9 protein-coding genes are annotated in these 15,889 nt (G+C 44.5%); 5 read left to right on the top strand and 4 right to left on the bottom strand.

Annotated features, from left to right (window positions below; all coding sequences use genetic code 11):
• The coding region (locus KKA81_11595; GenBank protein MBU2651571.1) for a helix-turn-helix domain-containing protein at positions 1-1,940 on the bottom strand (1,940 nt) is incomplete at its 3' end.
• A gap of 92 nt (positions 1,941-2,032) precedes the next feature.
• Between KKA81_11595 and KKA81_11590 the strand changes: the two genes are divergently transcribed.
• Together KKA81_11590 and KKA81_11585 are read left to right on the top strand one after the other, a co-directional pair.
• Positions 2,033-3,790, top strand: a complete 1,758-nt coding sequence (locus KKA81_11590) for a hypothetical protein (GenBank protein MBU2651570.1) — start codon at positions 2,033-2,035, stop codon at positions 3,788-3,790.
• 35 nt (positions 3,791-3,825) lie between these two features.
• Positions 3,826-4,350 carry a hypothetical protein gene (locus KKA81_11585; GenBank protein MBU2651569.1) on the top strand — a complete coding sequence of 175 codons (525 nt, stop codon included), beginning with the start codon at positions 3,826-3,828 and terminating at the stop codon, positions 4,348-4,350.
• Positions 4,351-4,459: 109 nt separating this feature from the next.
• On the opposite strand, the gene KKA81_11580 is transcribed toward KKA81_11585, so the two are convergent.
• Complete coding sequence (locus KKA81_11580) at positions 4,460-5,758, bottom strand: hypothetical protein (protein MBU2651568.1); 1,299 nt, start codon at positions 5,756-5,758, stop codon at positions 4,460-4,462.
• Between the two features lie 714 nt (positions 5,759-6,472).
• Here KKA81_11580 and KKA81_11575 point away from each other — a divergent pair.
• From KKA81_11575 to KKA81_11565, 3 genes are all read left to right on the top strand, one after another.
• Positions 6,473-8,209, top strand: a complete 1,737-nt coding sequence (locus KKA81_11575; GenBank protein ID MBU2651567.1) for an alpha-glucosidase C-terminal domain-containing protein — start codon at positions 6,473-6,475, stop codon at positions 8,207-8,209.
• Between the two features lie 80 nt (positions 8,210-8,289).
• Complete coding sequence (locus tag KKA81_11570) at positions 8,290-11,442, top strand: HAD-IA family hydrolase (protein MBU2651566.1); 3,153 nt, start codon at positions 8,290-8,292, stop codon at positions 11,440-11,442.
• Positions 11,443-11,518: 76 nt separating this feature from the next.
• Positions 11,519-12,157 (top strand): uridine kinase, encoded by a 639-nt coding sequence (locus KKA81_11565; protein MBU2651565.1) that lies wholly within the window; start codon positions 11,519-11,521, stop codon positions 12,155-12,157.
• Between the two features lie 141 nt (positions 12,158-12,298).
• Here the strand turns inward: KKA81_11565 and KKA81_11560 are convergent, their stop codons facing one another.
• Both KKA81_11560 and KKA81_11555 read right to left on the bottom strand, forming a co-directional pair.
• The gene (locus KKA81_11560; protein MBU2651564.1) at positions 12,299-14,035 is read right to left on the bottom strand and encodes an MFS transporter; all 1,737 of its coding nucleotides are present in this window, start codon (positions 14,033-14,035) and stop codon (positions 12,299-12,301) included.
• A gap of 272 nt (positions 14,036-14,307) precedes the next feature.
• The coding region (locus tag KKA81_11555) for a T9SS type A sorting domain-containing protein (GenBank protein ID MBU2651563.1) at positions 14,308-15,889 on the bottom strand (1,582 nt) is incomplete at its 5' end.

The raw sequence follows: 15,889 nt of genomic DNA, 5'->3' as shown, positions 1-15,889 counted from the left end.
GTATTACCCAAAGCCTGCTGGTAATTCTGAACGTAAACGGCGGGCGTTACGCCGGTGATCTGTTTGAACATCTGGAAAAAGTTGGACCGGGAACGGTAACCCACCTCCCGGGCTATGCCATCAATACTGTAATTGTCGAATTTCCCGGATACAAGCTGCGCCCGTGCTTCATCGATCCGGTATTTATTGATCAGCGTTTTGAAATTCACATGGTAATGAGTATTGATGATCGAAGATAAATAACTCGTATTTGTGCCAACCCTGTCGGCAAGTTTTATCAGGGATATCTCAGGATCCTGGTAAATTCGCTGATTATCAAGCAAGTCTTTCACCTGATCCAGGATACGGTCCTCATTACGTACAGGTTCATGGACTTTTTGCTCTTTTTCCAGGATTCTGAGTCGACCGCTTAACTTATCCAGCTCAATGTTTTTCCTGACCAGACTAAAATAGGATGATTTCAGCCTGGCATATTGTATACGTATGCCCCAGATGAAACCGATACTCAGCAGCAACACCAGCAGAACAGTAATAATGATTACCACATAACGGCGGTTTTTTTCTCTTTCCAGGCTGTTCCAGATTTTTAGCTCATTGATTTTCGCCTTTTGAAGATCATAATCAAATTCCGCCCTCATTTTGGAAAGTTCATCCTGGTTATTCATGTTTATAACCATTCGATAATGATGATAAGCGGTGTCAAGATAAAAGGCTGCCGCCTCATAATCGCCCATTTTCAGGCATACATCAGAGATTATATTATATAAACCCGGTGACGATACCTTCCTTCCGGTTGATTTTGCAAGCATAATAGCCTGTTCCAGGTAGTAACGGGCAGAATCAAGCTTTCCCGACCTGCTGAAAACGTTCGCCAGAGAGGAACTGGAAAGGAACAGCCAGTTGTCGGCATTGATTTTCCGGGATAAACCCAATGCCCTTCGGGCAAAGTATTCTGCTTTTTCCAGGCTGTCGAGCATCAGATAAGCATGGGATATTTCCCTGGAAGCATAAATATCCCGGTGTGGAAACACCTGCCTGTCAATCTTCCAACCTATCAGCAAATACTTCAGCCCTTTTCTATACTCCCCTGCCGACAAATAGCCCTTGCCCAGATTCACCAAATTATTTGCTATCCGGGCAGAATCATCCGTCTTTTTTGAAAGTGCTACTGCCATGCGAAGGTATTCCAGGAAACTGCTATCCGGGTTCATCTGCTTGGAAACACCCGCTAATATTACCAACTGGTACGATGCATGCGAATAATTCCGTATCGCAGAAAACAGGCTAAACGATTCCTTGCAGCATTCCATCGACTTTTCAAACTCAAGCAGGCTTTGATAATTCTCTGCCAGGAAACCCAGAGTGGAAGCACGTCGGAAAGTATCTGCATAATATTCCGGTGTACTTAAGATCTTCAGGTTGTATTCGTTCGATAAACTGAAATACCCCTTTCTCTTACAGGATTCTGCGGCCAGCGCATTGATCATGGCATATTCCCATGGCGACAGAGATTTATCCACAAGTTCAATGGCCCTGTTCAGGTTCGAAATAGCGGAGTCATTCTCATCAAGCAGGAAGTATAAGAATCCGGTCTCAAAAAATGCTGATAACCTGAGTTTCCTCAAACCAGCCTTATACGACGAATCAACTAACTTCTTCAAATCTTCTATTACAGCCCGGGTTGAATCCGTATTAAGGTTTTCGAGGTATTCCCTCCGGGGAATAAACTTATCGCGCTCAAACCTGTATACCTTTAACATTTGATCATAACGATATGTTAAAAGATCGTGTACCTTTTCCTGCCCGCTTACTTCTTTACACAGGATCATTACAATTATCATCAGGAAAGATGTAAGGATACTCTTCATATGAGCCTGTTCACCGATTTCCTGCAATATAGCCAATTTGCCCCGGATAACCATACAGAAAAGAATCAACATTTAGTCCTGTTTTATAAACCCGGACTCACGAAACCCTCAATTGGCCTGGGAATGTAATATATTTGACACGAATCCATTTAAACCCCAATACAATGAAAAAAACACTTTTATGGAAAACCTGCTTACTTGCCATCCTTTCTTTTGCGATTGCAAGTACCGGCTGTAAAAAAGATCATGACAGCGAAGAAGTCGCAGAGGAAGAGAACTTCGATCCCATCATCCCCCCCACCACCAAAGTCGTTACTGAGGATGATTGTGACCGGTACCTGGAGTCGATCGATACAAGCAATGTCACCATTACCTTTAAAAAGGAAATCCTGGATCACTATTCCTTTGAAGTCGGAGATGTGATCACACTCCCGGTTGATGGGGGATACATAAGGGAGATTACCGGGATCGATGAACAGAAAAATGGCATCTGGATTATCATTTACACGAAATTTTCCAGTCTTATCAAAGCCATTAATCAAGGAAGAGCAGACTATAATTTCCCCTTGGATTTTACAGGAGCAAAAACCATTTACCATGATAAGGGAATTGAGTGTACTGATTTAAAAGAGAACGGAATGGAAGCCATGTACCATATCGACAAAGTTCTTTATCAGAATGGCAATAATGTAGTCAGGGTTACGGGAGACTTCACCCTTGGAGCTACAATTTACGGTACCGTTCAGATAAAAAACTTCAGTCTGCATAAATTCAGCTACAACAATGATATCGGTGAACAAATCGACCTGCAGGGTTCCTGCACCTTCGATATCCTGACGTGGGAGGATGAAGTCAAACTCCTAAGCCATGAATTTCCAAGCATACCCATGGTCATTGGAGGTGTACCCTTCATTTTAACCCCGGTTATGGATGTCTTCGCAGGCGCTTCAGTTGAATTGCAATCACAAATTACAACTTCCATACACCAGGAATTCACCCTGAAAACCGGAGCTACGTATTATCTCAATAACTGGACTCCCCATGCAGACGTCGTTAAAACAATCAATGGGCAGGAACCAACCTGTTCTTCTTCAGCAGATTTCCAGGTATGGGTCAGGCCCCAGATCCGGATGATGATCGACAGGATCTTATCGCCCAAGATCAGTGAAAAGTTTTACGGACAACTAACTGTCAATACCTTGGCAGACCCATGGTGGGTGCTTTGCTCCGGACTGGATGTCAACCTCGGTATACAAATGGAATTCTTTGATGAAGCCGATTGGGGATTGGATGTTATAAAACTGAAAGATACATTGTATAAAGCCGATGGCCCCTTCGGCAACAGCACACTGGTTGATTCCATCAAAGATGCTAACCATTTTTCCAGCAGCTTCAAGGTTTGGTACGAAGAGCAGGATCGTGAATTGCTTCACTGGATGGCCCCACCCAATGAGTTTTTTTATTACCGGGATTATTACACCTTCGGAAACTGCTTAGGTGTTTACGATGAAAGCATCCAATGGAACGGAAACCAGTTTACCATGCTGATCTGGTTCCATGAAGCAAAATACGATACAAATTACTATTCAATAAGCGGGACTGTCAGCACCAATGGCAAAGTGCTTAAGGATATCATCTACAGCCGTAGCTGGATCTTTAATGACAGCAGTGCACCCTTTGCCACACATAAACACTACGAATCTATATTCAAACTCGACAGCATCCCACTCGAAAAGATATCCGGAAACTCCATACGCTTTAAAACCGAAAATGAAGAACACTTTCAAAATATATTTTACAATTATTACATACAGACCCGGAAAGATGGGGCTCTGCACGAGGAACGCTGGATCACCAACGTAAGCGATTATCCTGTTCCGGACAAAGACAGTTATATATCCATCTGGTTCATGAAAAACTGACAAAACCTTTTATATAACCTTTAAAATCAATAAAAATGGAAAAAAAAGAAACCATCAAGGCAGTAACCTTCATTCTTTCAGGAACTTTACTGCAAATGTTTAACGGTATCGGCGGTAACTGGGCATCCGGCCTGGCTGCCATATTCGGAATCATCCTGTTCTTTATAGGACTTTCAAAGCTTAAGGAAGGCCTGGACCAAAAAGGAAAATCGGCTGTAAAATTATTGATCATTGCCGCTATCCTTGGTCTTGTAGGCTTCATTTTCGACATCATCCCACTGATGGGATTAATAGCCTCCATTGTCCTTATTATCGCATTTGTCGTGGAAATGATAGGGTTCATCACCCTGCGGTCATCGGTCAGCATCGGCAAAGCAGGTAAAGGAGGCGCAATGATGCTAATCGTCGCAATGATCCTGGCAGTCCTGGAAAATATCTTCGGATTGATTCCTGCCTTGGGAGGAATCATTGGGTCAATCCTGTCTATCATTGCACTAATCCTTGTTTTCTTCGGCTGGCTTAAAATCCAGGATGGGATTATTGTTGAGGATATGCTATAAAAGAAATAGACTTTTCCTGATATAATAATTCGATTATCATAGCAGTTTAGTTTATAAAAAACCCTGAAACCTATTGAGGTTTCAGGGTTTTTTGTTCTGCTATCCCAAATTATTTCTGGTAATCGTATGCATAATTATTATTTCCCATCTGTACAATGTTGGAATAGTTACTGTTTGAATACTCATAGATGAAGGCCTGGTTGCCTTGTCCGTCCTGGTCAATCCCTGCACAATTCAGTTTAACAGGCAAGTTGGCTGTTCCCTGGACTATTAAAGCAATATTATGATAATAACCAGGATCATAATCGGTATCTTCAACCTGTTTGGTCATGGCATAATTATTATTACCATAAATGTAGATATCCGATTTATTCCAATTGCCTTCCTGCTGCTGGGCACTGTTGTTTTTATCACCTCTGAGGTACATGAACGTCCAGTTATAATCTCCTAACTGATATTGGGCTGTGTGGTTATAAGATCCGTCCAGGTCAATCTTGGCATAATTAAAATAACCATTCTGGTATTGCATATAATATGCATCAAATGATGGTTCAACATTGGTATTTGGGGCAGGATTGTATTGGACTTCATTGTCATTGTAGTCGCCAACCTGCTTTACAACAGCCGTATTATCTCCACCCAGTATATACTGCGCAGAATAGTTGTTATTTCCATATTGATCGCTGGTCATGGTATTATTACCGTCTGCATAACCCCAGGCAGTCCCCTGAATATCCTGATCGGAGTAATTATTGTTTCCGAACTGATAAATCCAGAATTTTGATTTTCCTACTGGTGGTGTTAAAGTGGTTTGATAACCTTTGTTGTTGTTTCCCAGTTGTTTTATGTCTGCATACGTCTGTGTTGTCCACAAATACTGGATGCCTTCATTGTTGATACCATCCTGATATATCGTGGCCCAAGAAGTATTACCCAATTGCTTTGTTTTGCCATTATTACTATAGCCATTTTGATAAATTGAAGCAGTAGCATAATCACAAACGTTTTGATCAATTTCCGCAATATTACCAACCGATCCATTTGGTGAAATCTGAGTTACTGTAGCCAGGCTCCAGTTTGTATTTCCACCATATGTCCCCTTGTATTGGTAAATTTTCGAAGTGTTTTTCGAACCGGTTTGATTGACTGTTGCCCTTGTTGCGACATCAAGATAGTAATCCCAAACCGTTCTGAACTGATCAATCTCAGAAGTGTTATTTGCACCTGTTTGATTCACAACTGCTTCATGAAGTTTGTTGGTTTGATAAACATCCGAAGTATTTTTTAAACCAAGCTGGGTTACTGTGGCTTTCTGTAAATCACCCTCCTGTTTGATCACATTGTAATTGCTCTGTGAATAAACACAAAGGGTTGCCAGTAAAATAATAAATACAAATAATGTTCTCATGATTTTAAAATTAAATGTTAATAAAATATTAATTATGAAACTTCGTAAATAAATTCCCATGGGTCAATTTATTTACAGAGAGAAAAGTGAAATGAGTAGATAATAGAAGTATAAATAGTCAAAGACTAATCCAGGCCTAGGATTGTAATAAGGAGCTAATAATAATTAACAATTTTAATAATTTTAGATATGTTTTCCAATGGGTAATTTTACCCATATATCGAAAAAAATGTAAACAAATAATGGTGTGGAAATTACGTATTTTCTATAGCCAAGGTGAGGAAATTACGTATTAAAAAACTAACGTTTAACACTCTAATATTCAACGTAAAAGCACGTATTTCTGACTAATATACTTGAAAACATGAAATAGGATCACAAATAACCTAATATTTATATGTATATGATTTGTATTTATATATTCAATTGATTTTCGAGAAATTTTGGAATTACTTATTAGCATTATTTTTAAAAAAAAACTGAACCATTGAAAGCATAGAAAATACCCCCTTCTCTGTTTGACTTGTTGAAACCAGAGATCTAATCATATTAAGTTCCTTATGGTACTAGTCTGTGATAAGCCTAAAAACATAAAGGACGAAAAATAGAAACATAAGTCCTGTATTGACGCAATGAAAAATTTATTATCTTTCACATTAAAACTAACTGAAAATCTCCCCATAACCCATTATTTTTGTACGCTAAACCATCAGCATGAAAGAAAAACAAATCCAAATCATGAAAGAATGCTGGGAGGAGCTGTATGGCTCACAGGAAAACGCCCTCCTGCAATCATTCATGGAAGACCTGGAAAAAACAGCTTCTGAAACAGGGCCTCCACAGCAAAGCGAATGGTATAAAGACGCTATCGTCTATTCCCTTTATGTAGACCTTTTTAATCATGATCTTGCCGGATTAAAAGAAAAACTGGACTATCTCGGCAACCTGGGGGTAAACTGTCTCTGGCTCCTTCCCGTGCTGGATTCTCCTATGCGCGACGCCGGCTTCGATATCAGTAACTATCGTAAGATCCGTGATGATTTACTGGGTTCTGAAGGCCCCTATTCTGTTGAAGACTCCTCCAGGATCTTCGGATCTTTCCTGGAAGAAGCCCATAAGAAAGATATAAAGGTGATCTTCGATATAGCCATTAACCACATCTCTGACCAGCACTCCTGGTTCAGGGAAGCCAGGAAATCGGAAGATAACCCATACCGCGATTATTTTATCTGGAGCAAAGACACCAACAGATACAAAGAAGCCCGGCTGCTCTTCAAAGGCATGTGCCCCAGCAACTGGGAAAAGGATGGCGACAGCGACTGGTATTATTTTCACCGTTTCTTCGAATTTCAGCCCGACCTCAACTACCGGAATCCCAGGGTACTGCTGGAGATGTCGTCCAACTTCCTTTTCTGGCTGAAACTGGGCGTTGATGGTTTCCGTGCAGATGCCATCCCCTATTTATGGAAAGAAAAAGGCACCGACTGTGAAAACCTGCCCCAGACCCATACCATCGTGCGTTTCTTCCGGGCAGCGATCGAGTACGCCAGACCCAACACCCTGCTGCTCGCCGAAGCCTGCCAGAAACCCAAAGACATTGTCCGCTACCTCGAAACAGAGGAAGAATGCAATGCAGGATATCACTTCCCGCTGATGCCTCAGATGTTCAAGGCCATCGCCCAGCAAAGCCGTGAACCAGTCATTAAAACACTGGATATATCAACTACTCCCGAAATTCCACCTTCTTCCCAATGGTTTACCTTCCTGCGTTGCCACGATGAACTCAGCCTGGAACTGGTATACATCAGCGAGGAAGACCGGAAATACATCCATGAACACTATTGCCACAAACCCGAATGGGATTTCCGCGTAGGGGAAGGGATCTCTGCCAGACTCTCCGAACTTATGCAGATGGATGTCAGGAAGATCAGCGCAGCATACTCCCTCATGCTTTCCCTGCCCGGAACCCCCGTGATCTATTACGGCGATGAATATGGCAAAGCCAACGATATGGATTACTACCGCGAAATGATCAAAATGACAGGCAAAGACGATACCCGCTTCCTGGTAAGGGGACGTATGGACTGGGAAGAGATCAACAAGGAACTGAATGACCCTGAAAGCTTTAGTTATAAAGTGTACCAAAGGGTAAGCAAAATGATACGCACCAGGAAGGAACATGCCGCCTTCGGCAGGGGTAAGCTGGAATGGAAAGTGGTTCAGCAAATCGGAAAATCTAATGACGATGAGATTGTAGCTTTCCTGAGAACCCATAAATGCGAGCGGGTCCTGATCATACAAAACCTCTCAGAACAAACCATCCCGGTTATTTATCCCGAAAAAGTACTGGCCGACTTTGAGCTGGACCTCCTGGGACAAAAAGTGGTAAGGGATGTGGCAGATAATACCATCGTTCTCGAGCCATATGCTTATTATTGGTTTTTAACCTAATCTGTGCAAATCTGTGTAATCTGTGGTAAAAGACTCACCACAGATTACACAGATTTACACAGATTTATTTATAAAATGATATGAATTCAAAGTACCCTTTCAAAGCCGTTATTTTCGATCTTGATGGTGTCATCACCAAAACCGCCCTGGTGCACAGCGCCGCCTGGAAAAAGATGTTCGATGAATATCTCAGAAAAAGGGAACAGGAACACAATGAACCTTTTAAAGAGTTCACACATGCCGGTGATTACCTCCCGCATGTAGACGGCAAACCGCGTTATAAAGGTGTCCAGGATTTCCTGGGATCACGCGGCATCAGTATCCCTTACGGGGACCCCGGTGACCCGGCAGATGCCGAGACCATTTGCGGCCTCGGCAACCGGAAAAACCAGGCATTCAATGAAGTGCTCGACGAACAAGGCGTAGAAACCTATGATTCGACCGTCGCCCTCATGAAAAAACTCCAAGAGAAAGGGATCAGGATCGGGGTGGCCAGCTCAAGCAAGAACTGTGAAAGAGTACTCCAGGTTGCCGGTTTACTCGATATGATCGAAACCCGTGTTGATGGCGTTGTATCGGCAGAGCTGGGATTGAAAGGCAAGCCCGAACCCGACATTTTTACGACCGCTGCCGATAATCTCGGTGTTCCATATGACCTTGCGGTGGTGGTAGAAGATGCCGTATCCGGTGTTGAAGCCGGCAGGAAAGGGAATTTCGGACTTGTGCTGGGTATTGCACGGGAAGAAAATGAAAAAGAACTTTACCGTGCCGGAGCCGACATCGTGGTAGATGATATTGCCGGCATCGGGTTCAAAGGCCTGGTGGAATGGTTTAAACAAGGATTGGAAGCCGATTCCTGGTCGGTGACATACCGCGACTACGGACCCTCGAAGGAAAAATCAAGAGAATCCCTGCTCGCTGTGGGTAACGGCTATTTTGGCACCCGAGGAGCCATGGAAGAAATTGGCGCCGGTGATCATAACTATCCGGGAACCTATATGTCGGGCGTGTATAACCGACTGATCTCCAAAGTAGGCGATCGCGATATCGAAAATGAAGACCTGGTGAATTGCCCCAACTGGCTGCCGGTGAAATTCAGGATCAACGGGGAAGAATGGCTGGATGCCAACAACTGCGAGGTAGTGGATATTTACCGCAACCTGGACTTCAGAACGGGCCTTCTTTACAAGCATATGATCCTGAAAGACAGCAAAGGCAGGCTGACCCGTGTTGATTCCAGGCGAGTTGCCAGCATGGACGATCCGCATGCAGCCGCCATCCGTTACAGCATTACCCCGCTGAACTATGCCGGTAGCATTACCCTGCAGAGCGGCATCGACGGAGACCTGATCAATGCCGGTGTGGAGCGTTACAAACAGCTCAGCCAGAACCACCTTTCAATAGGAAATGAAGGGGAAAGCGGAGAAAAGATCAATGTCACGTTACGAACGGTGCAATCCGGCATTACCCTTTGCACAGCAGTGAAAAATAAGGTATTCCTCAACGGAGATTTGACTGAACCCAATGAAACAGTATTGTTATCCACCAGCCGGGCATTCCGGGAGTATGAGGTGGATGTTCCCCAGGATGGGAGACTTGAGCTTGAGAAACTCGTCAGCATATTCCGCTCGGGCAAGGATGGAGTGGACGATCCGGAGCATGCCGCACTGAAGCATCTCAACCGCCTGCACTCATTTGATGAAATCTATGAAGAAAGCGCCCTGGCTTGGAATAAAATATGGCAGCAAGCCGATATACAGGTAACAGGTGACAGGCTGGCGCAAAAGCTGCTTCGGATGCATATTTACCATCTCATGGTAACGACCTCGCTACATAATAAAAACATTGACGCAGGCATCCCGGCTCGCGGACTGCATGGGGAAGCATACCGCGGGCATATCTTCTGGGATGAGTTGTACATTCTGCCTTTCTATTACATGCACTTCCCGAAAGTGGCCAGGTCCATCCTGGAATACCGTTACCGCAGACTGGATACAGCCCGGGAATATGCCAAAGAATATGGTTACCAGGGTGCCATGTTCCCCTGGCAAAGCGGGAGCGATGGCCGGGAAGAAACGCAGATCATCCATCTTAACCCGCTCACCGGCGAATGGGGACCGGATTTCAGCTCCCTCCAACGCCACGTGTCTCTGGCCATTGCCTACAACACCTGGATGTACTATCATTACACGGATGATAAATCCTTCATGAAAAAGGAAGGAGCCGAACTGTTTTTTGAGATCTGCCGTTTCTGGGCATCCAAAACGGTGAAAAATCCCAAAACAGGAAGGTATTCCATCGAAGAAGTCATGGGCCCCGATGAATTCCATGAAAAATACAAGGATTCGGAAAAAGGCGGAATCAAGGACAATGCCTACACCAACCTGATGGTGGTTTGGTGTATGGAAAAAGCGCTGGATTACTGGGCATCACTGGACGAAAAAGCAAGGAAAAAGCTGAGCAAATCCATCGGGCTGGATCATAAGGAACTGGTATCCTGGAAAGATATCACGGAAAAGCTGGCCCTGTGTGTTTCAAAAGAAGGGATCATCGCACAGTTCGACGGGTATTTTGAGCTCGAAGAGCTGGACTGGGAATATTACAGGAAGAAATACGGAAACATATACAGGATGGACCGCATCCTGAAAGCTGAAGGAAAATCGGCCGACGATTATAAGCTGGCCAAGCAGGCAGATACGCTGATGACCTTTTACAACCTCGACAAGGATGATGTTGACCGCATCCTGGAAGACCTGAAATACGAATTGCCGGAGGATTACCTCCAACAAAACCTGCATTATTACCTTCAGCGTACATCCCATGGCTCCACGCTGAGCCGGGTGGTGCATGCTTACCTGGCAAGCCTGGTGGGCGACAAAGCACTTTCCTGGGAACTATACGATGATGCCCTGCAAAGCGATTATGTTGACATTCAAGGAGGAACCACCGGGGAAGGCATTCATGCAGGGGTGATGGCAGGAACGGTGTTAATCGCCCTCAACACCTTTGCCGGTCTGAACCTGAAACATGAGGTGCCTGTGTTCAGCCCCGATTTACCCGATCACTGGAGAAGTATAGCATTCAATTTCCATTTCAGGGATAATTACTACGAATGCAGGATTTTCAAAGATCACCTTGAAATCAGGGTATCGAATCCGGGAAAAATAATTGTGAAAGACAAAGTAATCAAACTCAGTTCAAATAAATTCAAAAAGATTAATTTTAATAAATAACCAGACAGGCGCCCGGAACACAGAAAAATTCATTAATCTGTGTAAATCCGTGTAATCTGTGGTAAAAAGAAATCATATGTTAGGAGACGTATTACTCATCACCGAAAAGCACGAACGTGCCGCTGACACCATCCTGGAGTATATTCCAAAGGAAAAGAACAGCAAATTCATCATCGCCATCTCCGGCGAATCAGGATCGGGCAAGACCGAGCTGGCCCATGTCATAGCTAAAAGATTAAAAAAGCTGGGCATCGTAGCCAAGCCGATGCATATCGATAATTATTACAAGGTGCTTCCCCTCGAACGAACCGAATGGCGGAAAAAGCACGGAGTGAGCGAGGCGGTCGGGCTTAATGAATACGACTGGGATACGATTTACCGGAACATCGACGACTTTAAAAACGACCGGATATCTCATATGCCCTGCGTAGACCTGGTCACCGAGCAGGTAGATGAGCTCATCACCAATTTCAAGGGCATCGACATGCTCATCATCGACGGGCTGTATGCCATAAAAACCGAAAACGCAAACCTGCGCGTCTTCATCACCCTCACCTACCACGAAACCAAGAAAGCCCAGGTTGTCCGCGGTAAAGAACCGCAAAACGAGTTTCGCATGCAGGTGCTGGAAAAAGAGCACCAGGTGGTGCAGTCGCTGAAGCCGATGGCGGATTTGCTGGTGGAGAATGAATATAATGTTAAAGAAAGGGAATGATTTACAATTCTGTATTCTGTATTCTGTATTTTCAATGGGATTTCCAATGAACAATATTCAATTGTCAATGCATTGTACATATTCAATTTTAAATTGAATATCCTATTGTAAATTGAACATACAGAATTCAGAATCGCACATTCATCGCCCTTCATCCACATCATCCACAAACAGCACCAATACTGCTGCAATGATCATGGAAATACCGCCCAGCACCAGCGCAAAAATTGCCTGGTTATGAAAAAGTTCCCTCACACAAAAACCCAGGATGGCGGCGGCGGTGATCTGTGGGATCACGATAAAGAAGTTAAAGATCCCCATGTACGTACCCATTTTATGTGCCGGCAAAGAGCCGGTGAGAATCGCGTAAGGCATAGCCAGGATAGACGCCCAGGCCAGTCCTATGCCCAGCTCAGGAATAATGAGCATGGTGGGGTTGGCAATAAAATAAAACGAGGCCAGGCTCACGCCTCCGATCACCAGGCTGATGGCATGCACCCGCTTGCGGCTGGTGATCCCGGCCATCCACATGAGGAGGAAGGCCATGATCGCGGCAAAACCATTGTACACGGCCATCAACACCCCTACCCAGTCGGCACCGGTATTGTATTCCTTCTGAATATGCTCCAGGCGCTCCAGCGTGCCCGGCTCCAATCCCAGCTTTTCCATCTTTTCCTTTTCCGCAAAGAACTTCACAACACGCATCGTGATCATCACCTGTTCTTGCTTTTTAAATTTCTTCTTCATCAGACCCAGGTCTTCCTGAATCCCTGTAAGGTTATCCCAGGATGCAGCTTCAGGAAGGGAGGAGGCATGGGCAGCAGCGGCTTCAAGACGATCGAATGTCGTACGGTCGATCTTCATGTCGTACTTGGTTCCTGTCACCCCGGCAGTGGTGTATATCCACATGGAAAACAATGCAAACCAGGAGAAAAACTGAACGATGGCAAGCTGCTTCATGGTCTTCGGCATCTTGTACAGATCGTTGATTATGACCACAAGGCCGTTTGTTGTCTTTCCCCCTGAAGTAAGCAATCCCGACAAGATCTGGAGTATCCCGAAAATGGCTCCGCCCCCGAAGAACACTCCCAACCCGTAATCCATGTAAATAAAAAAGTAAAACACCAGGAAGAGTCCGGCATTGATTAAAAACCACAGCAAGCCCCGGTTAATTTGTTTCGATGATTTCGTTGGAGACTCATCATACTGAGGAATATTTTTCAGTCCCTCTTCCGCTTTGGAGAATGCTTCCATCTCTTCCGGGGAATATTCTTTTGTGCGCACGACCGTCCACAATACTGCCAGGAAAAAGATGATGCCACCTATATAAAAAGAGAACTTCACGGAAGGAGGGATCGCCCCTTCCTGGGCAACATTGGAGATGCCAAACCAGTTGGTCATCATCCAGGGCAGTGCCGAGGCGATGATGGCTCCGGTCCCGATGAAGAAGCTTTGCATGGAAAAGCCCATGGTCCGCTGTCTCGAGGGAAGCATATCCCCTACAAAGGCCCGGAATGGCTCCATACTGATGTTAATGGAGGCATCCATGATCCAGAGCATCCCGGCAGCCACCCATAAAACCGGGGAATTGGGCATGATAAACAGAGCTATAGAAGCCAGGATCGCACCTATGAGAAAATACGGCCGCCTGCGGCCAAGCCTGCACCATGTCTTGTCACTCATGTGACCGATGATGGGCTGAATGATCAACCCTGTCACAGGGGCTGCGATCCAGAGTATGGGGATGTCTTCTATCCTTGCACCTAAAGTCTCAAATATCCTGCTGACATTGGCATTCTGAAGGGCAAAACCAAACTGTATCCCCAGAAATCCAAAACTCATGTTCCAGATCTGCCAGAAACTGAGTTGGGGCTTCATCTTTGTGTTCATGTTGGATGTAATTAGATTATCTCCTGGATTTTGGATTAAAAAGTAAATTTAAGGAATTTAGGGAAACAGGATGCAATTGAATGGGAATTCCAACATTATAATCAATAAAAGCAGGGCTTCCATATTTGTTTCGCCCCTATGGGGCTTAATTTTTGGTTTTGCCCTGCTTTTCTATAAATATTCCGCCCCTAACGGGGCTGGAGCGACATATCTGTGTTAATCTGTGTAATCTGTGGTAAAAAAACACATATTTACACAGATTAGTTTTTGATGATCCTTACAGTCTCTGTATGATCAGAGGAAGATATCTGCAGGAAATACAACCCATTTTCAAGATCCTGAAGATCGGTGTTGAGATAATTCAAGCCTTTGGAAAAAGTCCTTTCCGACTCACTGAAAACCCTTCTTCCTGTGATGTCATAAATGCTGAATGAATAATTCCCTGTTTCAGGTATGTTCAGGATCATATTGATCTCCCCGCTTGTCGGGTTGGGGAACAGGGAATTGATCAGATCATATTCCGTGATATCCTGTGTAAAAATACCGGTATTGATCTGAGGTGTCTCCAGCCTGATATCGGTATATATCCTGTATTCTCCGGGTTGGAGGGTAAGCTGGGCATTCACATTGATAACTTCAACGGAGTCGCCGCGAAAATAATCATACCACCATCCTGTATGCTGGAAATCCGGATCAATAGAGCCTGTTATCACATCAAAGTTACCGACGATGCAAACGTTCATTTCCGTTCCGTTAAGGTGCATCTTTTTCAATGCTCCACTAACGCTCAAATCAAAATCCGTTGTACGGAACACGTCATGCTCCTTACGTAGCTTGAGCAGTGACGAAACCACATCGTGCAGGTATTTCCTGTAATAATTCTGATAATAATCCCAGCGAACGGGCTTCTCTCCCAGCCTGCCATTGTAATCAATGGAATAATCGTAACCGAGCTCCCCAAACTGCCATATCATCTTGGGACCGGGAACCGTGTAGAAGAAACTGGATACGAGCCCCATGCGTTCGAGGGCACGGACGGTATCCTGTATATCATAAAAACCCGAAGAATTACCATAGGAAACATTCTTGAACATCAGCCTTTCTTCATCATGGCTTTCCATGTATCCGATAAGGTGAGGATTGCTCCATCCACGGTTTTTATAAGAAATTCCGGAAAAATTCGACTTTCCTGATTCATTGTAACCCATGGCGGCTTCCCCGTAATTGTAATTCATATTGCCCCACATCAGCATACCATAATCAGCCAGTTCTTCTTCTTCAGAGTTAACTGCCAGATGTTCCAGGATGACAATAGCATGGGGGTTTCTTTCCCAAATCTCATCCGCCATACGTTTCAGCAGGGCAATACGGTCGGCATCGTAGTTTGACCCCCAGGGATCGTTGCTTCCCTTAATGTTGTTGCCAAATCCCTTGGTAAAATCGAAACGGAAGCCATCAACCTTGTAAACCTGCATCCAGTAACTGTTGATGCTGTCGATAAGCGCCTGGGTGTATAGACTTTCATGGTTGAAGTCGTTACCCCACTGGGCATCGGGGTTGGTGAAATTGTGCTCACGGTTATACCAGGGATTTTGGTCGGTGGGCTTGTCACCATCAAAATAAAGCTGAACGAATGGCGACTGGTCGTAAGAATGGTTCAGCACCATGTCGATTAACACGGCCATTCCGCGTTGATGGCAGGCATCGATAAATGCTTTCAGCTCATCTTTAGGTCCGTAATACTTGTCGGGTGCAAAGTAGAACGACGGGTTATATCCCCAGCTACTGTTCCCTTCAAACTCGTTGACAGGCATGAGTTCTATGGCATTGACCCCGAGGCTG

The sequence above is a fragment of the Bacteroidota bacterium genome (assembly GCA_018831055.1).
In the GTDB taxonomy this organism is placed as follows: Bacteria; Bacteroidota; Bacteroidia; order Bacteroidales; family B18-G4; genus M55B132.
Note: the sequence above shows the minus strand (reverse complement) of the source record. Positions and strands in the feature narration are given on the sequence as shown.

Excerpts from the sequence above, each read along its gene's own strand:
- KKA81_11590 (MBU2651570.1), top strand. The coding sequence starts at position 2,033 with ATGAAAAAAACACTTTTATGGAAAACCTGCTTACTTGCCATCCTTTCT.
- KKA81_11585 (MBU2651569.1), top strand. The coding sequence starts at position 3,826 with ATGGAAAAAAAAGAAACCATCAAGGCAGTAACCTTCATTCTTTCAGGA.
- KKA81_11580 (MBU2651568.1), bottom strand. The coding sequence starts at position 5,758 with ATGAGAACATTATTTGTATTTATTATTTTACTGGCAACCCTTTGTGTT.
- KKA81_11575 (MBU2651567.1), top strand. The coding sequence starts at position 6,473 with ATGAAAGAAAAACAAATCCAAATCATGAAAGAATGCTGGGAGGAGCTG.
- KKA81_11570 (MBU2651566.1), top strand. The coding sequence starts at position 8,290 with ATGAATTCAAAGTACCCTTTCAAAGCCGTTATTTTCGATCTTGATGGT.
- KKA81_11565 (MBU2651565.1), top strand. The coding sequence starts at position 11,519 with ATGTTAGGAGACGTATTACTCATCACCGAAAAGCACGAACGTGCCGCT.
- KKA81_11560 (MBU2651564.1), bottom strand. The coding sequence starts at position 14,035 with ATGAAGCCCCAACTCAGTTTCTGGCAGATCTGGAACATGAGTTTTGGA.